The 23573-nt window shown below is 46.7% G+C and carries 26 protein-coding genes and 1 pseudogene; 15 read left to right on the top strand and 12 right to left on the bottom strand.

Annotation, left to right across the window (positions count from 1 at the left end):
* Window positions 1-9: 9 nt before the first annotated feature.
* The 4 genes from R8O70_RS17350 (at window position 10) to R8O70_RS17335 (ending at window position 2360) form a co-directional block, all read left to right on the top strand.
* Window positions 10-741: a glucose 1-dehydrogenase gene (locus tag R8O70_RS17350; RefSeq protein WP_104980318.1), complete on the top strand. Its 732-nt coding sequence runs from the start codon at window positions 10-12 to the stop codon at window positions 739-741.
* A gap of 1 nt (window position 742) precedes the next feature.
* Entirely contained in the window at window positions 743-1213 is a 471-nt protein-coding gene (locus R8O70_RS17345) for a GNAT family N-acetyltransferase (protein WP_025768770.1), read from the top strand.
* A 118-nt stretch (window positions 1214-1331) separates the two neighbouring features.
* Window positions 1332-1799, top strand: a complete 468-nt coding sequence (locus R8O70_RS17340; RefSeq protein ID WP_258480627.1) for an HAD family hydrolase — start codon at window positions 1332-1334, stop codon at window positions 1797-1799.
* Window positions 1800-1832: 33 nt separating this feature from the next.
* A complete protein-coding gene (locus R8O70_RS17335) occupies window positions 1833-2360 on the top strand; it encodes a GNAT family N-acetyltransferase (RefSeq protein WP_064369517.1) in 528 nt (175 codons plus the stop codon).
* A 37-nt stretch (window positions 2361-2397) separates the two neighbouring features.
* Here R8O70_RS17335 and R8O70_RS17330 read toward each other — a convergent pair whose 3' ends face one another.
* The 3 genes from R8O70_RS17330 to R8O70_RS17320 form a co-directional block, all read right to left on the bottom strand.
* Window positions 2398-2988: a type II secretion system protein gene (locus R8O70_RS17330; protein WP_225455765.1), complete on the bottom strand. Its 591-nt coding sequence runs from the start codon at window positions 2986-2988 to the stop codon at window positions 2398-2400.
* Window positions 2989-3141: 153 nt separating this feature from the next.
* A complete protein-coding gene (locus R8O70_RS17325) occupies window positions 3142-3429 on the bottom strand; it encodes a hypothetical protein (RefSeq protein ID WP_005374318.1) in 288 nt (95 codons plus the stop codon).
* A gap of 66 nt (window positions 3430-3495) precedes the next feature.
* On the bottom strand, window positions 3496-4395 hold the full coding sequence (locus R8O70_RS17320; protein WP_213873622.1) for a DMT family transporter: 900 nt from the start codon (window positions 4393-4395) through the stop codon (window positions 3496-3498).
* Window positions 4396-4487: 92 nt separating this feature from the next.
* On the opposite strand from R8O70_RS17320, the gene R8O70_RS17315 reads away from it, so the two are divergent.
* On the top strand, window positions 4488-5924 hold the full coding sequence (locus tag R8O70_RS17315) for a PLP-dependent aminotransferase family protein (protein WP_258480619.1): 1437 nt from the start codon (window positions 4488-4490) through the stop codon (window positions 5922-5924).
* 95 nt (window positions 5925-6019) lie between these two features.
* Here the strand turns inward: R8O70_RS17315 and R8O70_RS17310 are convergent, their stop codons facing one another.
* The 3 genes from R8O70_RS17310 to R8O70_RS17300 all read right to left on the bottom strand — a co-directional run bounded on the left by R8O70_RS17310 (window position 6020) and on the right by R8O70_RS17300 (window position 9826).
* A complete protein-coding gene (locus tag R8O70_RS17310) occupies window positions 6020-7156 on the bottom strand; it encodes a glycerate kinase (RefSeq protein WP_042522351.1) in 1137 nt (378 codons plus the stop codon).
* A 16-nt stretch (window positions 7157-7172) separates the two neighbouring features.
* Window positions 7173-8525 (bottom strand): GntP family permease, encoded by a 1353-nt coding sequence (locus tag R8O70_RS17305; RefSeq protein WP_017634362.1) that lies wholly within the window; start codon window positions 8523-8525, stop codon window positions 7173-7175.
* A 158-nt stretch (window positions 8526-8683) separates the two neighbouring features.
* Window positions 8684-9826 (bottom strand): sugar diacid recognition domain-containing protein, encoded by a 1143-nt coding sequence (locus R8O70_RS17300; protein WP_258480366.1) that lies wholly within the window; start codon window positions 9824-9826, stop codon window positions 8684-8686.
* 234 nt (window positions 9827-10060) lie between these two features.
* On the opposite strand from R8O70_RS17300, the gene R8O70_RS17295 reads away from it, so the two are divergent.
* A complete protein-coding gene (locus tag R8O70_RS17295; RefSeq protein WP_005374332.1) occupies window positions 10061-10234 on the top strand; it encodes a hypothetical protein in 174 nt (57 codons plus the stop codon).
* A gap of 70 nt (window positions 10235-10304) precedes the next feature.
* On the opposite strand, the gene R8O70_RS17290 is transcribed toward R8O70_RS17295, so the two are convergent.
* Complete coding sequence (locus R8O70_RS17290) at window positions 10305-10667, bottom strand: hypothetical protein (RefSeq protein WP_258625306.1); 363 nt, start codon at window positions 10665-10667, stop codon at window positions 10305-10307.
* A gap of 276 nt (window positions 10668-10943) precedes the next feature.
* Here R8O70_RS17290 and R8O70_RS17285 point away from each other — a divergent pair, with 276 nt between their 5' ends.
* The 5 genes from R8O70_RS17285 to R8O70_RS17265 all read left to right on the top strand — a co-directional run bounded on the left by R8O70_RS17285 (window position 10944) and on the right by R8O70_RS17265 (window position 14978).
* Window positions 10944-12791 (top strand): M3 family metallopeptidase, encoded by a 1848-nt coding sequence (locus tag R8O70_RS17285; protein ID WP_225473553.1) that lies wholly within the window; start codon window positions 10944-10946, stop codon window positions 12789-12791.
* Between the two features lie 71 nt (window positions 12792-12862).
* Window positions 12863-13399, top strand: coding sequence for a DUF924 family protein (locus R8O70_RS17280; protein WP_115386904.1), 537 nt, complete (start codon window positions 12863-12865; stop codon window positions 13397-13399).
* Between the two features lie 24 nt (window positions 13400-13423).
* Complete coding sequence (locus tag R8O70_RS17275; protein WP_033907198.1) at window positions 13424-13753, top strand: DUF4144 domain-containing protein; 330 nt, start codon at window positions 13424-13426, stop codon at window positions 13751-13753.
* 139 nt (window positions 13754-13892) lie between these two features.
* Complete coding sequence (locus tag R8O70_RS17270; RefSeq protein WP_005374344.1) at window positions 13893-14378, top strand: VOC family protein; 486 nt, start codon at window positions 13893-13895, stop codon at window positions 14376-14378.
* 174 nt (window positions 14379-14552) lie between these two features.
* Entirely contained in the window at window positions 14553-14978 is a 426-nt protein-coding gene (locus R8O70_RS17265) for a VOC family protein (RefSeq protein ID WP_017821017.1), read from the top strand.
* 77 nt (window positions 14979-15055) lie between these two features.
* On the opposite strand, the gene R8O70_RS17260 is transcribed toward R8O70_RS17265, so the two are convergent.
* Complete coding sequence (locus R8O70_RS17260; protein ID WP_258625430.1) at window positions 15056-16192, bottom strand: MBL fold metallo-hydrolase; 1137 nt, start codon at window positions 16190-16192, stop codon at window positions 15056-15058.
* A 180-nt stretch (window positions 16193-16372) separates the two neighbouring features.
* Between R8O70_RS17260 and R8O70_RS17255 the strand changes: the two genes are divergently transcribed.
* Window positions 16373-16618: a Rho-binding antiterminator gene (locus tag R8O70_RS17255; RefSeq protein ID WP_025553211.1), complete on the top strand. Its 246-nt coding sequence runs from the start codon at window positions 16373-16375 to the stop codon at window positions 16616-16618.
* A gap of 96 nt (window positions 16619-16714) precedes the next feature.
* Here the strand turns inward: R8O70_RS17255 and R8O70_RS17250 are convergent, their stop codons facing one another.
* The 3 genes from R8O70_RS17250 to ompW all read right to left on the bottom strand — a co-directional run bounded on the left by R8O70_RS17250 (window position 16715) and on the right by ompW (window position 20086).
* Window positions 16715-18205 (bottom strand): MDR family MFS transporter, encoded by a 1491-nt coding sequence (locus R8O70_RS17250; RefSeq protein ID WP_006740970.1) that lies wholly within the window; start codon window positions 18203-18205, stop codon window positions 16715-16717.
* Entirely contained in the window at window positions 18202-19227 is a 1026-nt protein-coding gene (locus tag R8O70_RS17245) for an HlyD family secretion protein (RefSeq protein WP_318184279.1), read from the bottom strand. Before R8O70_RS17245 ends, R8O70_RS17250 begins: the two co-directional genes overlap by 4 nt.
* Before the next feature lie 214 nt (window positions 19228-19441).
* Window positions 19442-20086, bottom strand: a complete 645-nt coding sequence (ompW, locus tag R8O70_RS17240) for an outer membrane protein OmpW (protein WP_213961331.1) — start codon at window positions 20084-20086, stop codon at window positions 19442-19444.
* Window positions 20087-20581: 495 nt separating this feature from the next.
* Between ompW and R8O70_RS17235 the strand changes: the two genes are divergently transcribed.
* The 3 genes and pseudogenes from R8O70_RS17235 to R8O70_RS17225 all read left to right on the top strand — a co-directional run bounded on the left by R8O70_RS17235 (window position 20582) and on the right by R8O70_RS17225 (window position 22217).
* Window positions 20582-21232 carry a Qnr family pentapeptide repeat protein gene (locus R8O70_RS17235; RefSeq protein WP_005374358.1) on the top strand — a complete coding sequence of 217 codons (651 nt, stop codon included), beginning with the start codon at window positions 20582-20584 and terminating at the stop codon, window positions 21230-21232.
* 9 nt (window positions 21233-21241) lie between these two features.
* Window positions 21242-21553 carry a cupin domain-containing protein gene (locus tag R8O70_RS17230; protein WP_005383281.1) on the top strand — a complete coding sequence of 104 codons (312 nt, stop codon included), beginning with the start codon at window positions 21242-21244 and terminating at the stop codon, window positions 21551-21553.
* 38 nt (window positions 21554-21591) lie between these two features.
* A pseudogene (locus tag R8O70_RS17225) lies at window positions 21592-22217 on the top strand (HAD-IB family hydrolase).
* A gap of 116 nt (window positions 22218-22333) precedes the next feature.
* Here the strand turns inward: R8O70_RS17225 and R8O70_RS17220 are convergent.
* Window positions 22334-23512: a lytic polysaccharide monooxygenase gene (locus R8O70_RS17220; RefSeq protein ID WP_149191659.1), complete on the bottom strand. Its 1179-nt coding sequence runs from the start codon at window positions 23510-23512 to the stop codon at window positions 22334-22336.
* Window positions 23513-23573: the final 61 nt, after the last annotated feature.

Here is a 23573-nt window from a genome sequence, read left to right as displayed (position 1 = left end):
GGACGTATTTTGAATAAAGTAGTCATCATTACCGGCGCAAGCCGAGGCATTGGAGCCGCAACGGCGAAAAAGCTGGCCGAGCAAGGCTATCGCGTTTGCGTTAATTACCGCACTCAGCAAGAGGCCGCCGACCAAGTTGTGGCAGAAATACAAGCAAACGGTGGCAAAGCGATTGCCATAGCCGCAGACGTAGCCGATGAGAAGCAAGTGCTCTCCTTGTTTGATGAAACAGAACGTGAATTTGGTGCAGTGACGCACTTGGTCAACAACGTTGGCATCCTATTTACTCAATCGCCTTTGTCAGAAATTAGCTTGGAACGCTTTCAGAAAGTAATGAACACCAATGTGAATAGCTGTTTTCTCTGCTGTCGAGAAGCGGCGAGGCGATTCAGTGCAGGCGGTGCAATTGTGAATGTCTCCTCTGGAGCGTCGCGCTCAGGCGCGCCATTTGAGTATGTCGATTACGCCACATCAAAAGGCGCGATGGATACCTTAACTAAAGGACTCTCGCTAGAGTTGGCAGAGCGCAATATTCGCGTCAATGGCGTTCGACCTGGTTTCATTTACACTGATATGCATGCCGACGGCGGAGAACCAAACCGAGTAGATAGACTCAGCCCTCAAATTCCTCTTAAACGCGGTGGCACGGTAGAAGAAGTAGCAAATGCGATCGCTTGGCTATTAAGTGACGAAGCCTCTTATGTCACAGGATCATTTATCGATATTGCAGGGGGTAGATAGAATGCAAGTCCATATCCGACAAGCGATTCCCGATGATTTAGACGAAATTTTTCAGCTTAATTTTCAAATTAACTCACTGCATTTTGCGAATGCGCCAGAAGCCTTTGTTGCGCCATCAGAAGCTGATCGAGAATTTCTTGCACAAGCACTAGAGAACAAAGAGCGACTCTTTTTGATTGCCGAACGCGAACAGCAAATTCTCGGCTTCTTAACCGCGATGATCACCCAAAACGACACCGTCAGTTTTCTGATCAAAGACCCAATTTGTCGCGTGGGAACAATTGTTGTCGATGAAGCGCAAAAGCAGCAAGGAATCGGCCGCCAACTGCTCCTAGCCTGTGAGCAATGGGCGCGCGACGCCAATGCCACACAAATTCGATTGGAAGTGATGGAATTCAATCAGCCAGCACAGCGCTTTTACGATAATCAAGGTTTTAAAACTAACTCACGCATTATGCTGAAACATTTGTAACGATAACGACAATTAAGCGCTTTTCACGACTAAACCCACCTAAATCGTATTTATCGAAGCAATTTACCCCCTAATTTTAGAAAAAGACGATATGATGTGCGGATAAGGAGATTCGAACATGATTTATCTTTTCGATTGGGGGAACACCTTGATGGTAGATTTCCCTGAGGCACAAGGAAAAATGTGCGATTGGGAACACGTAGAAGCAGTTCCTCAAGCCAGAGAAACACTGGCAATACTTTCCCAAAATCATCCCATCTACATTGCGACCAGTGCATCTGATTCCAACATGGAAGAGGTTCAGCGTGCATTTGTTCGCGTCGACTTAGACCAATACTTAAATGGCTATTTTTGTTTTGCCAACCTCGGCATCGCTAAAAACCAACCTGAGTTTTATCTCGCCATTGCAAAACAGTTAGGGGTTAACGTGAGTGGAATAACCATGGTTGGCGATTTACCTCACAAAGATATTTACCCTGCGATGAAAGCGGGCGTACACACAATTTGGTTTAACCCAACGGGCGCTGATGCACCAGCCGAAGCCATTCCTAACCAAATTCGTTGTTTATCTGAGCTTATCCCCTAACCGTTACTAACCTGCACTAATCAAGGAAGATGAATGCAAATCAGATCCATCAAGGTGAGCGATATCGCGCGCTTCACCGCGCTGTGGAATCGAGTGTACTCCGAAGGGGAATTTTTGATTTCTCCAGCACCCGATAACGCAACGCTTCGCAGAATCCTGCAACGTGTGGAAAACGAGTCCATCCCTCAGTTTGTCGCGTTTGACCGCCAAAAACTTATCGGTAGTGTTGAAATCTACCCAGCTGAGATGTGCGGTTACGAAAGAGAGCAACGCCTTCGCGTCGGTATTCTTGGTATTCACATCGACAAAAACTACCGAGGCAAAGGATTGGGGCGAAAACTGTTGGCTGTCGCGATCGCACGTGGTTGGGAATTTGGTTACGACCAAATCGCACTCTACGTATACACAACCAACACACCAGCGATTGCTTTGTATGAACGGTTTGGATTTGAACATCAGGGGGAACTTGGGGAAGTGACCTTGCCAAATGGTAAAGTCTTGATGAGTCAAAAAATGATATTGTATAAAGCGCAAAGCCGTTCGAAAAGCCCAGATTTGTAGAGTCACGATAACCGTTGTTCGCAACACTTATTCGGGGTTAACACCCTTGCGTCACATGCCCTCGAACAATTGAATCGTTAGAGGCTTGATTCACGTAGTAGAAATAGCATGCCTCTTCTGCCAGTGTGTAACCTTGCGGCCAAATGTACACCACGCGATCAACACCCGATTTATCTAAGAACTGATAATCAGGAATAGCGACAAAATGAGCACTGTTTGGGTGCTGCTGACCGATGATGCAAAAATCACTGCCTTTGCACGGCACGTCAATTTTCGAATAACCTCTGGCTGGTAGATCGATTTCTAACAAAGCTCGAATACTATCGGCACTCGCTTCTGGCATGCCTTTGCGTGTTTTGACATGTCGGTCAATGTAGTGAACGTGCTCTTGGCCGTAAGCGTTATCAATCACTGATTGAGCATGAAAGAATTTGAGAGCCGTACCCAAAGAAGACTGAGAACTGTGCAGCATCGCAGCGTATGCTTGGCGATGAATATCGAGTAATACTGGTAAAGCAGCTAATGCGATGAAAGCCAAAGTGGTAAGCACTATGGTGATTTCCATCAGCGTAAATCCCTTTGATTTCACGTTTCTTATCTCAACTAGCCCAAGACAATAGCCCCACATCCATGTGAGACCGAGCCAATATATCGCCAATTTCTTACGATTAAAGGCTTAAGGGGTAAGAAGAGACAAACACCACTCAAACTTGAGAACAGCAGCCAAAGAGCAGTGTAACAAAACGACGCTATGTGTCAGATATTAGACGGTTTTTACTCTCTAGTTACTGAGTAAAGGCACATTATTTCGCACCAGACCACGACGAACATTCGTGCACATTTTGCCAAAACGACGAATCTCATCGAACTGCGGAACAATGCCGCGCTCCATGGCTGACTCCCAATAAGTGACTTCTGAATCGACCATTTCCAACAATTTCTTCGGACAGCCAATGCACTGCCCTTCTGGTCCACATACAAACGTTTCTGGTTCATAAATTGGTAGTTCCGCTTTTACTTGCTCGATGATGCTACGCATGGCGGTCATTCGATCTGGCTTTACCTTCATCATTCTGCTCCACGGATTAAGATGAAGCAGATTGTACCCACTGATACGCAAATGTCCCTACCCAATTTAGGTATATTCTGTTTGAATCGATTTCTTTATCGTCAGATCCGGCTTTTTAACCACCAAATACACCGCCGTAGCTGCCAGTACGAAACCAGAAATCCCCATCCAATCAAATGACTCTCCAAACGCGAGCCAAGCCTGAATCGCCGTCGTTGGCGGCACCAGGTAGAATACAGAAGCTACGCTCGATGCAGCACCGTTCTTAACCATGTACAGCAGCAGTAGAATAGCTACACAAGAGAGCACGACGACCAACCACAACACGGTCAAAATAAACTCCAGTTCCCACTGCACTTGCATGGTTTCAAACTGCATCGCAACGGGCAGAAACATGACGAGCGCGGCCAAATATTGCACCGTCGCACCACCCACCATATCCACTTGTTGGCAATGTTTTTTCTGATAAAGCGTCCCTAGCGTGATACCAACCAAAGCCAACAAACACAAACCAATGGCCAACACTTTATGCTGCTCGGATTGCCACTCCATTTTGCCCATCAACACCATAGCAATACCGACAAAACCAAGAGCCAAACCCAACCATTGCGAGGGTTTAAATTCCTCACGAACAAACGCCACCAGCAAAGCCGCGGTTAAAATCGGTTGAATACCCACCAGCAACGAACTCAACCCAGCAGGCATACCCAAGGCGATAGCGAAATAAGTACCGCCCAGATAGAAACCGTGTATCAACGCCCCAACCACGCAGCTGTGCCAAAAATCTGTTCCTGTCGGCAACCTTCTACGCAATACCGCCACAAGAACCAAAAACAGTAAGACATTGAATGCCATACGGATAGAAAGTAGTGTCGCTGGCTCGGCATATTGCAAACCAAAACGCGCACCAACAAATCCAGAAGCCCAAAGGATGACAAATACAAAAGGGATGGCTCGGATTAACATGTTCGCCTCACTCACGCTTGTTTTATGTTTTGAGATACTGCTAATGTAATTAGGTACAGTGTTTTCAAAAAGTGACAGATGGAAGTGTTTTTATGGGTACAGATTTATTGAGAAGCAGTGAAGGGAATAAGTACCTCGTGGTGGAAAAACACCTCAAACAAGCCATTAATGATGGCGTTTATCAGGCGGATGATCGACTGCCCTCCATTCGCTCGTTGAGCCAAGAATTAAGCGTCAGCAAAAACACCGTGATTCGTGCGTATCAAGAGTTGGAAGCGCAAAACTTGGTGTACTCGGTTCCCAAATCGGGTTATCGAGTGAAAATCGCCTTGCCGACCTCTCGCTCAATTCCGGATCCGACTCGTGTAGATTTGCTCTCGATCTGCAAAGAAATCCTTACTTATCCTGAATACCAAGAGCGTTTGCCTACCGGTTCTGCCCACCCAAACATTGACTCCCCCGCGATCAAAAGCTTGTACGCCGAGATCGGCCGCCACAGCCGCCAGCAAACGCATGTACCGAGCCATTACCAATTACCACCCGGTGATCACCTCTTAATCAAACAACTGGCGAAAATCACACAAGATTTGGGCACGCCAGCCAAGTTGGATGAGATCATGGTGACGCACGGCGCGCAACAAGCCATTAGCCTAGCGCTGCGCGCAACGACACAAAAAGGCGATATCGTCGCGGTGGAGTCCCCTTGCTATTTTGGCAACTTATTGATGCTAGAATCACTCGGCCTCAAAGTGGTGGAAATTCCGAGTTGCCCGCGCGACGGTATGTGCCCCGAAGCCTTAGCAAAAGCAATGGCGACATGGGACATAAAAGCGATCATCGTAACGCCAAACTTCACCAATCCAACTGGTGCCATGATGCCGCTAGAAAAGCGTCAACAATTACTATTGGCGTCCGGCAATATTCCTATTATCGAAGACGATGTGTTTGGCGGGTTAAGTTATGATAAGCCGTTGCCAAGCTTGAGATTGCTCGATGACAAGCAACGCGTAATTTACGTGAATTCGTTATCCAAAACGCTCGATTCGCGTTTGAGAATTGGTTGGATGTTGGCGGGGCGATATCGAGATCAAATTGAACAATATCTACTGTGTGAGAACATGGGCAGTTTGAACCTGATGCAATCCGCCGTGGCAACGTTTCTAACGTCAGGCAAGTATCGAACGCATACTGCGCGAATGGGTCGGGTTTATCAAAACAACATGCGACGATTTATCCAGATGCTTCATCAATACTTGGATGAATACGAACCTCTAAAAAATCGATACCAGATCAACGCCGTACAAGGCTCGTTCTTACTTTGGTTGCGACTGCCCGAAGACACGGACAGCTATGCGTTGTATCAAGCATGCAATAAGCACAGAATCAGCCTACTTCCCGGCACCGTATTTGGCACTCAAGGGCAATATCGGCATTGCGTACGCCTCAGCGTGGCAAACTTTGGTCATGAAACCGATTGGAGTCAAGCGATGCAAACACTGGCAAAATTGATAGCAAAGCATGCCTGTTAACTCGCTCTTGCTAAATGAACTTATGCCTACACACGCAAACACGTAACAACAAAAAACTCCACGCAAAGGTGGAGTTTTTCGTATCGTCATCGCCTTCAGTGCGACTTAATTTGCCACATTCTCGCGACGTTTTCGGCTAAGTTAGCAACGTTGACGTCGGCCTCTTTCATGGCCTCAGGTAAGCTCATCGCCCTTGGTACACAAGCAAACACCGCATCAATGCCGCACTCATAAACCGCCTGATAGTTGTCGCCCACACAGCCTGCTAATGCAATGACTGGTAAATTACACTGCTTGGCGACCTGAGCAACGCCCATCGGCGTTTTGCCATGTGCGGTTTGATGATCGATTCGACCCTCGCCTGTAAATACGATATCCGCATCCGCAACATGCTGAGCAAGTTTGACCGTTTCAAGCACAATCTCAATTCCCGGTTGCAAACGTGCTGGCGTGTACCCGAGCAAGGCCGCACCCATACCACCAGCAGCACCCGCCCCTTCACGAGTCAGTACATGCTTACCCGTCGCTTGTTCCGTCAACTCGCCAAACTTGCGCAATGCGTTATCGAGCAGAGTAACGTCTGATACGGTCGCTCCCTTTTGCGGGCCAAAGATAGCCGACGCGCCTTTGTCACCACAGAGTGGGTTATCAACATCGCACGCTACCAACACTTCGCAAGTTGCTAAACGAGGGTCAAGACCAGAAATATCGATGGACGCAAGCGCCGCTAACCCGCCTCCATTTGGGGTAATTGCATGACCAGATTCATCAAGAAACGCCACCCCCAACGCGGTCAACATGCCCACGCCACCATCATTGGTAGCGCTGCCGCCCAAACCAATGATTAAACGTTGAATGCCTCTGTCTAGCGCGTGTTTGATCAGCTGTCCGGTACCAATGCTACTGGTCAGTTTTGGGTCGCGAGCGTCACTCGGCACAAGGTGTAGCCCACTGGCCTCCGCCATTTCAATAACCGCAGTTTCGCCGTCGCCGAGGATGCCATAAAACGCTTCAACATCATTCCCTAATGGCGCAGTCACTGTTGTGAAGACTTGTTCGCCTTGAGTTGCATCTATCAAAGATTGAACCGTGCCTTCGCCACCGTCTGCGACCGGAACCGTAACAAACTCAGCATCATGCCATACGCGAGCAAGCCCCGTCTTGATCGCCTCGCTCACTTGTTTGGCGGTTAAGCTTTCTTTAAATGAATCAGGTGCAATTACCACTTTCATACGTATTTCCAGAGACTTATAAGAGAACGAGGCTCAAAATGTACACCAATGCCATTGCCGTGACACCTTGAACGAGCGTAGCCATGGTTTGCGCGCGGTACGCTAAGCCCACCGACATGCGGCTAAACTGCGAAACTACCCAGAAGAAACTGTCGTTTGCATGAGAAACCGTCATCGCACCAGCACCGATCGCCATCACCGTTAATACGCGGCCCATTTCTGAATCGAGCCCCAATTGCGTAAGCATAGGCGCAACCAAAGCCGATGTGGTCACCAATGCAACCGTTGATGAACCTTGCGCCGACTTTAGCGCAGCCGCAACGATAAATGGCATGAAAATACCCACGCCCAGCGCCGATAGCGTCGTACCTAAGTATTCACCTAGCGGCGTGGCTTTTAATACCGCGCCAAATGCGCCACCCGCACCGGTAATCAAAAGAATAGGCGCAGCAGCCGTAATACCTTGGCTGATTCGCTCGCCAAATTCTTCAATCTTGTTGTCTGATTTGAGTAGGCGAACAGAAAGGAACAGGCCAATCACCAATGCCGTTAGTGGCTGCCCTAAGAAAGTCAGAACATCAAACACAAAACCTTCGCCCAGCGGTAGGCTTGGGAATTTCGCGATAGAGCCAAAACAGATCAATAAGATAGGAACAAAAATAGGAGCGAATGCTTGGCTCGCCGTTGGCAATTTGCCGTAAGACGCTTTGAGTGCTTGCCAGTCTTGCTGAATTTCTTCTGCGGCTTCAATGCCATCTGGTTCAACATGTTGGAATCGGTTCGCCCACAACATCCCCGCTAACGCCGCAACCGCTGCAACAAACACACCCACACCAATCACTAAACCAAGGTTAGATTCCAGGCCTAAGTTACCCGCAGCGGCAATCGGTCCAGGAGTTGGCGGCACAAACGTGTGCGTTGCGTATAGGCCAGTTGCCAACGCCACACTCATCGCAACGCTTGAAGTTTTTAAACGCTTCGCGAGTGATTCTTTGAGCGAGTTCAGAATGACAAAGCCTGAATCACAAAATACCGGAACAGAAACGATGTAACCGATGATGCTCATGGTCAATGTTGGGAAACGCTCACCCAACACTTTGATGACCGTATCGGCCATAGTGATCGCTGCACCACTTTTTTCCAAAATAACACCGATGATGGTACCTAAAACGATAACCAAACCAATGTAACCAAGGATGCCGCCAAAGCCAGAAGCAATGGTTTTGGCAATGCTATCTGCCGGTAAGCCGTAAGCAAATGCCGCAAGGAACGCCGCGATGATCAGCGCTAAAAAGGGATGTAATTTGAATTTGGTGGTCGTGAGCACAATAAATGCGATCACCCCAAGCAGGATTAATATAAGGTTCATGATAACTCCATTTATTCTTATTTTGCTGAGCGAGTCAGTGTTGGCTCACTCAACATGTAGGGACGCATGAATTATTAATCGTTTGCTTTCGAATTCCTTTAGGCGGAGTGACAAATGATGTGGTCAAAAAATAACGCGTATTGTGCAAATGCACAACATCACGACATTTTTGAGAGCCGAGTCGCAATATAAAGCTCCGCTAACCCCACAAAATTGGTGGTTGGTAGCCCTGTTATCTCGGTGATTTTCTCTAACCGATAGCGCAGAGTGTTCCGGTGAATAAACAGCATTTTAGAGCATTCTGTTACATTGCCATTGCATTCAAACAGTGCATCTAGGGTTTTCAATAATTGCCCAGATTTGTCTTTCTCTTTCAACCGTTTCACACCATCAATAATTTGTTCACCTTGCCAAATATCCGCCAACGGTGCTAACAAAACAGGCAAACGAAGTTCATCGAACAGGTACTTACGTTTCTCTGGGTAGAACTGCTTGCCAATAGCTAATACCTGCTTCGCGCTTTGGTATGACAACGCGACATCTTTAGGCTCATTAAACAGCTGCCCTAGCGCAATGTGAAACGTATGCGAATCGTGATCGCTTAAACGCGACATCAACTTATCAATGCGCTCACTTTCAACTTGGCTATCCCACTGCTTGGCGGAATGACACGGTTTCAACACCACAATTTCATTCACCGAGACAATCGCAACTAGGTTGTTACGCTCTGGGTATTCAAGCAGCTCAACAATATTGCGCACACTCTTCATGCTTTTCGAGGCGGACGGCGTCGAGACTTCAATCACCGTTGCCACCCGTGGTTGAGTAACATCGATAGAAAGACGCATCGCCCAATCTTTCAGCTCTTCATCGGTCAAGTTGCCATTGATCCAAGCCAGAATAAACTCTTCGCGATGACGTCTGTCCCACTGAAATTTTTCCACCAGCGCGGCTTGCTCGATTGTCAGTTCAGCGGTCATTTTAACCAGTTTTGCAAAATCTCGGATTTTCTCCGGCTCGCCTGTGACGCCAACAATACCGACCACGTCGCCATGTAATTTCAACAACATATTGATACCGGGTTTGACACCCTGCAACGTCAAACATTGCTGCTCATTAAGCTCTAGCGAATCGCCATGATTCAGCGCCAATACCGCGCCATCATGCACTTGCCCAACACGTTTAGGGTCGCCACTGCCAATGATGATGCCTGCCGAGTTCATCACATTCACATTGTGACCAATGATGGACATGGTTCGATCAACAATTTGTTGTGCTAAAGCGTGGTCGAGAATCACCATTTCGAGTTTCCAAATTGACCGTTTAATCACTCAATAAATCACAAATGGCGAACTATCGCGATGCTGCGGTTCTAAATAACGGAAGCAGCTCAAAGCATTATCCAATTAACCATATTTAAAAAGTGGATTAAACCTTCATTTTTAGCAGAGGGTTATATACTTAGAACAAAGGTTACCAATGCATTCTTCACTGTGCATTGATGCCACTCGTCTACCTACAGAGGAGAGATCAACATGGAGTTACGGAATAAATCGGGGGAAGTTGCAAATATTGCTGATAACCTCACTTTGAAGGAAATCACAGAAATGGGCTACACCGTAGATTTATGCGATGAAGCATTTGCCCCTGGAGAGCATTGGAAAGCGGAAGGTAAAACGCAAGGTATGGGCGAGTATCCAGAGGAGTAAACGTCCTGACTAACCAGCGTACAAAAGCGTTCCACAAACAGAAAAGCCGAGCGACTTAACGCTCGGTTTTTTACTTCTGAACTTCTTGAATAAACAAGCTGATCTCTTCAAGATAATTGCCGTTTGAGCATCCCCAGTCGGTGACCTCAATCAACTCAGTAACTAACTGTCCAGACTCATCATCTTGCACTCTCTGCACAAACGCTTCAAAACGTTCCAGTTGTGCCTGACTCTTAACGCCATGCACGGCATATTCTACAAGCAAGCCGTTGTACGTCTGCCAGCGCTGATCGCCCGCAACATCATTGCTTAAAATCACAGAACACTTTTGTTGAATGCTTTCAACCGCATCATTTCTTGGTGGCACGACTGTGGAACATCCAACTAAAATCGTACCTACCGCCAATAACGTAACTTTTGTCTTATTTATCATATCGTTTCCAACTGTATCGCCACGATATGGAAATCTTATTACACCTGATAAGGATCATCGATAGCGCACCGCAGATTAATTACTTAATAAACTGTAAACTCCATACCAGTCTTAACACTGCAAGCTCATAACTCCTATTAACTCACCCAAATGTAAACAAATAGTAAAATCACCTTTACGCGATGCAAAATCGACAAATGAGATTAGCGTTCCTTTCTCGCGACCAAGCGTGCAATAATCAACTGTCTACATAACGAAACCATTTGAAGGATCAAAATGACCGCAACGGATTACCTCAACGACCTCAATCAACGTTACCTTGCGATTCACCGCACCAAAGAAGATTTCTTTTGGGAAACTTACATGGGGATCAGCGATGACCATGATGGCTCGACGCAAGCACAAACGGCATGGACAAGCTTTTTAAGCAACGCCGAGCAAATTACTGCCATCAAACAACAGCTTGAAGCCGCGGACTCAATTACCGACCCACAAGAGAAACAACAAACCATTACGGGTCTATCTGGTTGGCTGGCGATGTTTGAATCTCACGCTATCGAGGGCGAAAAAGCACAAGCGTTGAAAAATCAGCTCATTGCCTTTGAAGCTGAGCTCTTCGAGAAAAAACAGAACCACGTACAAACATTTACCGATGAGAACGGCGAGCAAGTAGAAGGTTCACTTCCAGTATTAAGCTCAACCATTCGCACCAGCAATCATGAAGAAGTTCGCCAATCGGCTCATCAAGCGTTGCTGAACCTTGAACAATGGCTACTGCAAAACGGCTTTATTGAACTGATCAAACTGCGCAACCAGTTCGCTCGCTCACTGGGTTATGCGACTTTCTTTGATTACTCCGTGCAAAAAACGGAAAAGATGAGCACTGAGCAGCTATTCGAGATTTTGGAAGATTTCGAACAACGCACGCGAGATGCGCACCTAAACAGCTTAGAAAACTTGGCGAAAGAGAAAGGCGCAAGCGCACTAGCAGGCTACAACTTTGTTTACTCATTCGCGGGTAACGTTATGCGTGACCTTGACCCATACGTGCCGTTCTCAAAATCTCTGAGACGCTGGGTAGAATCATTTGGTCGCCTAAATATTGATTACTCTGGCGCGACGCTAACGCTGGATTTACTAGATCGCAAAGGTAAGTACCCGAATGGGTTCTGCCACGGCCCTATCCCTTCTTTCTATAATCAAGGCGAATGGGTCGCAGCGCAGGTGAACTTCACCAGTAATGCCAAACCAGACCAAGTGGGCAGCGGCTACGATGGCATTAACACGCTGTTCCACGAAGGTGGCCACGCAGCACACTTTGCGAACGTAAAAATGAACGCGCCTTGTTTCTCGCAGGAGTTTGCGCCGACGTCAATGGCTTATGCAGAAACTCAGTCGATGTTCTGTGATAGCCTGTTAACCGATGCCGATTGGCTAAAACAGTACGCACTGGATGATGAAGGGAATTCTGTGCCTGATGAGATTATTCAAGCAATGATCAACAGCCGTCAGCCATTCAAAGCTTATGAAGAACGTAGCATCTTGGTTGTACCATATTTTGAGCGCGCGTTGTATCAATTGAGCGATGACGAGTTAACGCCAGAGCGCATCACTAAGCTCGCTCGCGATTGTGAAAAACAGATCCTTGGTTTGGAATGCAGCCCTCGCCCACTGATGGCGATTCCACATTTGCTATCCGACGAAGCGGCTTGTGCGTATCAAGGTTATCTACTCGCGCACATGGCGGTGTATCAGACCCGTGCATACTTCCTTGAGAAGTTTGGTTACCTGACGGATAACCCAGAAATTGGCCCACTGCTGGCAAAACACTACTGGCACGCAGGCAATCACTTGTCGCACAACGAAACCATTGTCAGCCTGACTGGCGAAGGCTTCAATGCCAAATACCTTGCAGACGTGTGTAACCTGTCGCCAGAACAGGCATGGGAAGTGCAGCAGAAGAAAATCGACTCACTTGCGACGCGAGAGCGAGCATCAGTCGCTTCACTGAACGCCGCGATTAAAGTCGTCGACGGCAGTAAAGAGCTGGCAAGCAACGCCATCTCTGACGAACAAATGTGTGACGATTTTGAACGTTACATCGTAGAGACTTACGGTCGATAACACGCAGAAAGCCAGGAGCTCGCCTTCTGGCTTTTTATTCTTTAGCTAATATGCAATAAGAAGGAAGATCCATGTACCAAGAAGTCATCAAATTTTGGTTCGAGGAGCTATCGCCCCAAAATTGGTTTGAAAACAACCCAGAACTGGACAAGTGTATTGCATCGCGATTTGCCTCGGTATTAGAACAAGCCGCTCGTTGTGAACTGTTTAATTGGCGTAACAGCGCACAAGGACGATTGGCCGAAATCATCGTCCTCGACCAGTTTTCACGTAATGTGTATCGCAACACCCCAAAAGCGTTTGCACAAGACCTACTCGCATTAGCATTGGCTCAAGAGGCAATTCGGTTAGGTTACGACAAAGAATTAGCGCCTGAGCAGCTAAGCTTTTTGTACATGCCGTTTATGCACAGCGAATCTCGCCTCATTCATGTCCAAGCTGAAAAATTGTTTCGCGCATCAGGGCTTGAAAATAACTACGATTTTGAGCTAAAACACAAAGCCATCATCGACCAGTTTGGACGTTACCCACATCGCAACGCCATCTTGGGTAGAGAAAGCACACCTGAAGAGTTAGCATTTTTGCAACAACCTGGGTCAAGTTTCTAAATAACAATGAATAATGAGTTAACCATGAGAGACCACGCAGTATGCTGGCCATGCTTGCTAAAACTAGACGGCGACGATGAGCTGATCTATACGCATTCCCAGTCCGACTTAGACTCTGAATGCGAAGCCCTCATTTTTGGGCAAGATGATTACGTTATTGACTCAAATGGCAACACGTTCGAATTGAAAAACAATGGTTCGAACACCACTCTTTTACACCCAAAAGAACGAACGCTGTCCGTAGAAGAGGTTACGTCATTAATCCAATCGCATGAATTCAGCCTCGCGCAACGGTGCATTATCAAGATTCATTTCACCTCGGTGAGGCAAGCTGTTGAGGCCTTAGCTCACTAACTCAATCCCAACATGCAAATCATTAAATAAAATTATCATTTTTATAATTTATGATAATTTCATATAATCAACATCACACCATATACTCTCCCACATCGAAACAAGACAACGTTCAAACACACATGTTGGGAGCAAACAAATGAAAATGAATCATGTCGGTATTATGGTCGGAGATATGGACAAAGCGGTTGAGTTTTACACGCAAGCGCTAGGTCTAAAAGTCGTTATGGGCAACACGAAAGTAATTGAAGAACGCGAAACGGCAATTGGCAGAATGTGTATTGCGGTCTTTGGGGAAGGCTTTAAAGGCTTCAACATTGCGCACCTTGTGACAAGTGATGGCATCGGCCTTGAGTTATTCGAAATGAAAGAGCGTCAAGAGCGCCATGAAGTGGATTTTTCTCGCATCGGTATCTTCCATTTCTGTTTGCAGACAGACGATTTTGAAGGTGCTATCAAACGCACCGAAGCACTAGGTGGCAAAGTTCGCATGGACATCATGCGTTACCACCCAGAAGACGATAATAAGCCTGCGAAAATGGTTTACCTAGAAGACCCATTCGGCAACCTATTCGAGCTTTACTCACACACTTACGAAGAAACTTACGCTTCTGATTACGAGTAATAGCCCCATCCATATTCCAAAAGGCTAGCAATACGCTAGCTTTTTTTGTTTGCTTTGAGTTGCAGTGTTTCTGCACTCGCTCTAGCAAAAAAACATCTGGAATTTGATCATTTCTCTCACCACTTTTAAGGTCACTTTATACTTACCTCAACACAATGCAAAAAGGAGTGAAGTATGCCCACCAAAAATCCAATCGCCATCAAAGCGCTTGATCATGTTGTTTTAAGGACCTGTAACCTCGATGCTATGTTGCATTTCTATCGAGACATTTTGGGCTGCCCTGTCGAACGCGAAGTAACGGAACTTGGTTTAACTCAACTTAGGGCAGGTAACGCATTGATTGATGTTGTGACGGTAGACAGCGAATTAGGCCAACTCGGCGGAAAGCCACCTGTTCAAAATGGTCGTAATATTGATCATTTTTGCCTGCAATTGGCGCCTTTTTCCGAGGATGAATTACTGGAATATCTGCGTTCGAACGGCATTGAAACCGAAGAGTTTGCGAAACGCTACGGCGCACAAGGATTCGGTCGCTCACTCTATATTCATGATCCGGAAGGAAATGTCGTCGAGTTAAAACCTCAAGTGATTGATGAGTAAGCGAGTAAAAAACCTTGTTATATTCTGAAAATAACAAGGTTAACTTCTAAAATAATTATTGAAGTAAGAACATATTATTAAGTCACAATTCTAGCTGGCTCACCTGTTTCTTTTTCTCGCCACCATTGTTTATTTATCTGTTTTTTATGAACGTAAAAACTCTCCCCCGGCATTGGCGTCAGCAGCGTTATATGTTCTTTTTGACAATGGGCAAGCAAATCTAAAATCGGTTCGTCCCAGCGGTGAGTAAACAGCTCGTATGTAGCCCAATGTACTGGCAGCAGTTTTTTCGCATTTAAATCGCAAAACGCTTGCACGGTATGATGAGCCTGCATGTGCCCCCAGTTTTCGACCGGATAACCTTGGCCTTTCACATCAGCAGCCACTTCCAAACAGGCAATGTCGATTGGTCCACATCGCTGTGCTATCTCGGAAAAGTGCGAATCGTAAGCTGAATCGCCACTAAAATAGAGCGTCTCTTCTTTACCTTTGATGACCCAAGAAGCCCACAAGGTCGAGTTTTTATCGAAATAAGTACGACCCGAATTATGGTTAGCAGGCGTACAAATCAGTTCGATTCCGGCATAGTGCACGCTATCCCACCAATCGAATTCCACGATGTTGTCTGCGCAAACGCCCCACTTTATCAGATGCTTGCCAACCCCTAAGGGCACATAAAACGTCACGGATTTATCAGCGTAGAAACGTATGGTCGATGCTTCTAAATGGTCGTAATGATCGTGCGAAATCACGATAATTTCAGGAATCGGCAAACAATCTCTGGCGTAAGTATTGGGAATATTGCGTTCAAACCACGCTTTTGCGATGAACGGAGAAGCGTAATCAAATACCGGATCGGTCAGAATTCGAATGCCATCGACCTCCACCAGCATGGTGGAATGGCCCAGCCAAGTAACGCGCATCGATTCACTTCGCTGCGCAAACTGCGTGGGTTGAATTGGGGAATGTGGCAGATGTTCGTTAGGACTCAACGGCGTTCTACCACCAAGATAACTCCAACACACCTGCCAGAATGATTGCGGACTAGGCACATTTGGCATCTCGTTTTTAACGCGGCCGTTTTCAAATTGAGGCGAGTGGTGAACACGGTGCGCCAACTGCGCATGGTAGGTTTGAGGCGGAATCAGTGAACTTGGCTTTTGTGTCTTTTGTTCACTCGTTAGGTATGTGCGCTTAAGTATCGTCTCAGACATATCGTAGTTTTGTCTCACTTGCGAACGCTCAACAGTAGGTTTATTAAAACGTGCGTGTATGTCTATTTCGTGACCAGAATGAGGTGTAAGATGAAGATTCAGTTTCAATCAAACGTCTTCTATTTAAGGATACGGTTCTCAAACCTTCTGAATACTGCGTCGGTTTGAAAGGAGAAAACTATGGTGACTTGCAACCAATACGATTTTATTGAAATCGCCTGTATGTTTAAGCTCCCTATCGAGATCACGCTAAAAAATGGTGAAACTCATCAGGGCAACGCGTTCGACACAGGCTACGACATGCAGCGACAAGAGTGCTTGTTTTTAGATATGGATGGTGAGCACACCGCCTTCCCGACTGAACAATTAGTCGCAATGCGCGCGCTCAAAGCCAATCCGCATTTTGACGAAGTGACGTTTGAGTAAACGTCCTTCTTTCACTGACACCGTCCAATAAAAAACGCCTCTCAAGCTGACACAACTTGAGAGGCGTTCTCTTACACGGTTCACCGGAACTTGTTGTTATTCACGCGACCGGATGAAAACCAACATCGGCATCATGATCACGAACATCACTCCCACAAGCTGGAAGGTGTGCACAAACGCGACCATTTGCGATTGCTGCTGCAACATCTGTTGGTATTGGTCTAACGCAACCGGGTCGGTAATGGAAAGCCCCTGATTGGCCGCCCAGTCATGCAAGTTAGGATTATAAGGATTAATACCCTCTCCCAGCGCATGCCATTGCTGCTGACTATCACGATATTGGAACGTGGTGGCGATAGAAATACCAAACGAGCTACCAATGGTACGGAACAGATTGTAAATACTCGCCGCCGCAACAGATTGCTCTTTCGGAATCGTTAAATACGCCAAGGTGGATAGCGTCGAGAAGGTTAAACCAAGCCCCATCCCCTGAATCATACTCGGCATCACAATCCAAAATGTATCGATCTGCAGTGAGTACTGCGTCATCAAATAGCTACCAATCCCGATGCAGCTCAAGCCAAAGACTATTTTGATTCTGGGATCGAATTGCGGATTGAGCTTAATCACCAAAATCAACATCGCCGCTGACGCCAACCCACGAGGTGCCATTAATAAGCCAGTGGTTGAGACCGGATAATCCAGCAAGCTTTCCAACAGCATTGGTTGTTGAGTCGTCAGACCAAACATCGCCATCGACACCACGGCAATCATCAATGACGAGACCATAAGGTTTCGGTCTTTCAGTAGCCATAATGGCGCTATTGGACTTTTGGTTTTCCAACTGCGATAGATCCACATCACCAATCCCATTACTGCGAGCAATATCGCCGTCTGGATCATGCGTGAGTTGAGCCAGTCTTCTTCGTTCCCTTTATCCAACACAAACTGCAACGCGCCCACACCTAACGCCATGTAACCGATGATCCACCAGTCAAAGTTAGGTTTGGATTTGTTGTCGATATGGATATAGCGATAAATCAAAGAGGTACAGATCAAACCGAATGGCAAGTTGATGTAAAAAATCCAGCGCCAGTTAATGTTGTCGGTGATCACACCACCTACAACTGGGCCCAAAATAGGACCAAGCAAAATGCCGATGGAGAAAATCGCCATCGCTTTGCCTTTTTGCTCATACGGATAAATCTGCACTAACGTCGACTGCGCCAATGGAATCACCGACGCGCCGAAAGCGCCTTGGATAATGCGAAATAGCACCATCTCTTCAAGAGACTGTGCTTGCCCACAAAGCGCACTGGCAATCACAAAACCGACCACGGCAACCAGCATGACTTTGCGTTCACCAAAGCGCGACACCCAGAAACTGGTCATCGGAATGAAGATCGCTTCCGCCATGCTGTAACCCGTCAGCACCCAAGTAATTTGGTCTGCCGTTGCGCCCAGCGCGCCCATCATGTGTGATAGCGACACGTTCGCAACGGTCATATCGATTAACACCATGATGGCAGAAAGCATCACGGCGACGGTGGCAATCCCCCGTTTGTCTGCCGTAATTTGGTGGCTCATTGCACGCGACTTTGCAAATCAATGGTGACTTCTGAGCTCGCACCCACGCGAAGTTGCGGCGCATCGGCCGGTACTTCTAATGCCAAACGTACAGGGAAACGCTGTTTGATTTTAACCCAGTTACCCGTTGCGTTTTCTGGTGGCATCAAGGAGAACGATGTACCACTCGCAGGCGACAGCTGCTCTACCGTTGCTTTCCACACCACGTCTGGGTACATATCAATCACCACATACGCATGCATACCAGGTTTGATGTGAGTAAGATCGGTTTCTTTAAAGTTCGCGCGTACCCAATAGCTGTCTTTTAAAATCACAGGGAACAGCGTTTGACCCACGCTAACAACCGAGCCTACGTGCGTATTGATCTCACCGGCAATGCCATCCACTGGTGACGTAATGTCGGTGTAGCTCAAGTTCAGCTCTGCTTGCGCTAACTGTGCTGCCGCTTGTTGAACAACCGCAGCCTCTGCGCCTTCTTCACCACGGTTCGCAATGGCTTTTTCTACCGTCGCGCGCGCTTGCTCCAGGCTCGCTTGGGCATTGGCTAGTTTGTTTTTTGCCGTATCTAAATCTTGGTCCGACGCCAGTTTGCGTTTCACTAGGGAATCCGCACGTTTGTACTCTACTTGCGCTTCTGTCAGGTTAGAGCGCGCCGCATCTAAGCCCGCAACAGCTTCAGTTACCTGCTTATCGGCAACGTCATGTTGCTGGACCGCCAATTGGTATGCCGCTTTTGCTTGCTTCACTGCCAACAAATATGGGCGTGAATCTATCTTCAACAGTAGGTCACCTTTGTTAACAGATTGGAAATCTTTAACATCCACAGAAACCACTTGGCCTTTTACCTGAGGCGCTACCGACAAAATTTTTGCCCTAACGTAGGCATCTTCCGTGCTTGGGTGACTGTCTGAATACTGCCAAGACCAATACATCGCACCAAATGCGATAACACAGAGAGTAAAGAAAAGAGTTTTTACCAGCTTAGATCTGGAGGAGGAATGCTTTGCGATGTCGTCGCTCATTTATATTGTCCACTTGTTCAATTATGTGATCAGTGTAGGACTTTTCGATCTTCCGACAATAAAATGATCTGCAAGGTAAAGATCCAATTTTGCATGTTGCTAAGTGGAGTAAATGATGTGCAATCAAAACGAGGATAAAAAAGAGGGGCAGTCCCCGTAACCGCCCCCAAAGTCATGCCAATAATAGTAATGTGCGTGTAACTACTGGTTTTTCTTAGAACTTGTAACCGCCGCTGATCATAAATACCCAAGGGTTAATTTTGACGTCGGTTTTTTGCTTCACTCCACCTGCTTTGTAAGTTGCTTCTGTTTCAATGTTTGCGTACCACGCAGCAGCGTTGAAGAACCATTGATCGTTGATCATGTAGTCCACACCAATATTCGCTGCTAGACCGAATGAGTCATCCAACTTAAGATCTGAAAGACCAGCGCCTTTACCCGTACTATTGAAGCCCTCATCAAAGAACATGGTGTAGTTGAGACCTGCACCCACGTATGGACGGAACTTACTTTGTGGCTCGCCAAAGTAGTACTGCACCATAAGCGTTGGTGGAAGGTGTTTGGTGTCCGCGATATCACCAAGACCTAACAAGTCTGTTGAAATATCGTGGCTGAATGGTGTTGCTGCTAGAAGCTCTAAACTGATGTTGTCTGTAAACATGTAGCCAAACGTCAAACCAAGCTGCGTATTTGAGTCAACTTCTAACTCTTCTTGAGAACCAAGAATCTTATCGCTGCTGTCGTTTGGAACGACAGACGCCGCACCAACACGAAGAACGAAGTCACCTTGTTTATGAGCGAAAACACTTGGTGACACGAGTGCAGCAACCACTGCTAGACTGCAGATTGTTTTTTTCATTTTTATTTCCTTTCGTAGGGCTTCGTTATGTCGTACCCAAAGGGGTGCCTACTAACTGATCTGAGATTTCAAGTAAACTCAGCGCCTTGAAGCACACGGGTATCTATATCTTTTTGAGCTGTGCGCAATCTAGCACATAGAAACCCTACTATTTTGATGGAAATCAATTTGTGAAAAATATAGGTTTTTTGTATGGAGAAACGCCATATTGATCAACAAATTATGCAAATAGGATACAATTCTGTAATGCAAACTGTGCGTGTGAGTTGCCATGCATACCCATAAATGCGAATCCTCTCGTTAAGGCTCGTAGCCAGCAAAAACTTTTTTCGTCCTCTACGTCTTCTATTTTCAAAAAACAACCCACTTAAAACGCTCGTTTGCCCCCTTAAAATCGCGATTTGAGGGGTTTGTAAAGCACTGAAATACAAGAAGTTATTTTTATGGAAAATCAGTCACTTGGAGTGCTAGTCTGCTCGCAGCTAAGGAGAAGACATGTTAAAAACCGATCTCATTTTTGAACGAGAAAACTTTTCTCATCACGATTTTCAGAATGCTACCTTTAAAAACTGCCACTTTTATATGTGCTGTTTCGACCATGCCGATCTGCGCGATGCTAAGTTCATCGACTGTCGCTTTATCGAATCCAAAGCGCTAGAAGGGTGTAGTTTTCGCTTCGCGAACTTAAAAGACGCTAGCTTTACGAACTGCATGTTGGCGATGAGCCTGTTTAACGGCGCAAATTGTATGGGCTTGGAGCTACGTAAGTGCGATCTCAAAGGGGCAAACTTCCAAGGTGCGAACTTTGCTAATCGCGTCAGTAACACCATGTTTTTCTGTTCTGCTTTTATTACTGGCTGCAACCTCACCTACTGTAACTTCGAGCGAGTGTTACTAGAAAAATGTGACCTCTTTGAAAACCGTTGGAACGGTGCGAACCTCGCAGGGGCAACTCTCAAAGGCTCGGATTTATCTCGCTGCGAATTCTCGCCAGAACAATGGGGAACCTTTAACGTTGAGCAGTGTGATCTGACTCATGTCGAACTAGACGGGCTGGATGTTCGCCGCGTTTCTCTGTTTGGTGTTAAAATTTGTGATTGGCAACAAGAGCAATTGCTTGCGCCTTTTGGACTGATCATTCTCTAAGGAAAGGCCATGAACCTGTTTAAAGACTTACCGAATAACCTCGACGAGGAAGTGTTCGAAGACCTGCTGACCCACAAAAACCTGCGTATAGAACGCATTGTCTCAACGGGGCAAACCTCGCCCGAAAGTGGCTGGTACGATCAAGAAGAACATGAATGGGTCTTGGTTCTTAAAGGAGCAGGAGAGCTGACTTTTGAATCAGGTGTCGTGCAACGACTTGAGGCAGGCGATCACGTTACGATTCCAGCTCATACCAAACACAAAGTGAGCTGGACTGACCCAACGCAAGAAACCATCTGGTTGGCGGTGTTTTATCAATAAACACAAAACCATCTTAAACCAAAAAATAGGCGCTGAATTTGCTCGATACTACTAAGCCGTCACTGGCACTGTTTGATTTTGATGGCACCATCACCCGAGAGGATATGTTTAGCCTTTTCCTCCACTATTCTGCTTATGGCCTGCGCAAACGAATAGGAAAGGTCGCTATCATGCCATTTTATGCGCTGTACAAACTCGGAGTGTTACCCGCTCGTGTTATGCGCCCTCTCAGCAGTTTTATTGCATTTTCAGGGAAAGAAACGCAGAAAATTGAAGCGATTGGCACTCAGTTTGCCCATGAAGTGATCCCGCTGTACTTACGGCCAGAAGCGATGGAAAGGTTGGCGTGGCATCAGCACAGAGGCGATACCATTGTGGTGGTGTCGGCATCACTCAATGCGTATCTCAAGCCTTGGTGTGAAGCGAACGGTTACCACTTGCTGTGCAGTGCAGTGAACTGATCTCAGAACAGCCAAAACTGAGTGGCTTTTACCAGCAAGGTGATTGTAGTTTAGAAAAAAAAGTCTCGCGCGTTAGGGCCACGTTTTCGCTCGACGAATTTGCGTCTGTTTATGCCTACGGTGATACACACGAAGACATTCCGATGCTCAAACTGGCAGACTACGCGATGCTCAACTGGAGCGAGTGGAGAGCAAGCGAATAACGATATGTGCTCTGATTTTCAAGACAACCACTCGACCAAAGTGATCGTTTTAGGCTAAAAAAACAAACCCTTCTCACATGAGAAGGGTTTTATTGATCAGGGCCCGAATAACTGGCTTAACGCCATACCCCCCATTGACCCGTTGTGCCTGGTTCCTCACCAGACGTCCACCACTGAGCGGTCCATTCTTTACCGTTGTGCGTCACCACATCACCTTGGTCGTAAACAGCCGTCTTGTCCCACAAGTTGGTTGGTTCAACTGGTGGCGGTACATCCGCTTTGATCAGTGACAACGCATAACTGAAGTCTGCGCTTGGCGCTAATACTTGGTTCGCATTCACGTTGTTACTATCGAACATGTAGTGGCTCATCTCTTGATGCCAAATGCCCACATACCAATCGCCCGTTTGCTGCGCGTTAAATTGATCTGCTATTTCTGCCGCCCAAGTCGCCGTATTGTTCGCACTGATTGGTAGTGAAATATCGACAATTTCATTGCCTGTCGCATTAAACGTACGAAAACGGATGGTGTCACCCGCTTCTACTGGTCCGAAACCTTGCTGAACAAAGTAGCCTAGAGATGTCAGATTATTGCCCGGTTCGGTTGGATCAACAGGGTCAGTCGGTGGCGTCGTGCCTGTTCCGTTTAACGTAATGTCACTACAGTTGTAGAAACCTTCCCCAGCGACATCAATACGCTGCCAACGAGTGTAAAGTACCGCATCGCCCGAACGATCAGCAGGGAAAGTCACCTGAATACGGTAGCGTTTTTCCGCATCAACATACACATCACCTGCGGTGTCGATCAGCTCTAAATCACTCCAAGTAAGAGGTTTTGAATCATCATAAGTTGGCTTGGTGAGATAGAATTCCCAGTACGATGGGTTGTGCGGCGCTTTGCCGTAAAACACCAATTCAATCTGGTTATTTGCATCTGGCGTAACATTGGTGCGCTGCCAGTTTGGAGAAGGAATGTTCAAGCCTTTCTTAGCTGTATCGCCAGCAGAACATAGCTCACCGTCGCGAACCACGGCTTTCACATGCTCCATATCTCGGTAATTTGGTACGTTTGCTGCAATTTCGCTACGCTGCACAAACGGATACGCGCCAGATTCATCAAAAGCCGCTTTACACGCTTGGTTAGGGATCTCGTTGGTCCAAAAGCCACCGTCTAAATAACACGTATTTTGACGAGCACTTGGAAACTCTACCCAGCCGTGGGCGTTGACGTTAAATGAGCTCAATGCGGCAACAGCGCTTAAGCTCAAAAGAGGAAGTGTTACATGTGATTTCATCGTTCATCCTTAATTTTGCTGACTCGCCGCTCTGAAACACAAGCGGTTTAAGCAAAACTAG

Origin of the sequence: Vibrio sp. 779(2023) (genome assembly GCF_033344285.1) — a bacterium.
GTDB lineage: Bacteria > Pseudomonadota > Gammaproteobacteria > Enterobacterales > Vibrionaceae > Vibrio > Vibrio alginolyticus.
This window is presented reverse-complemented; position numbering and strand designations above follow the sequence as displayed.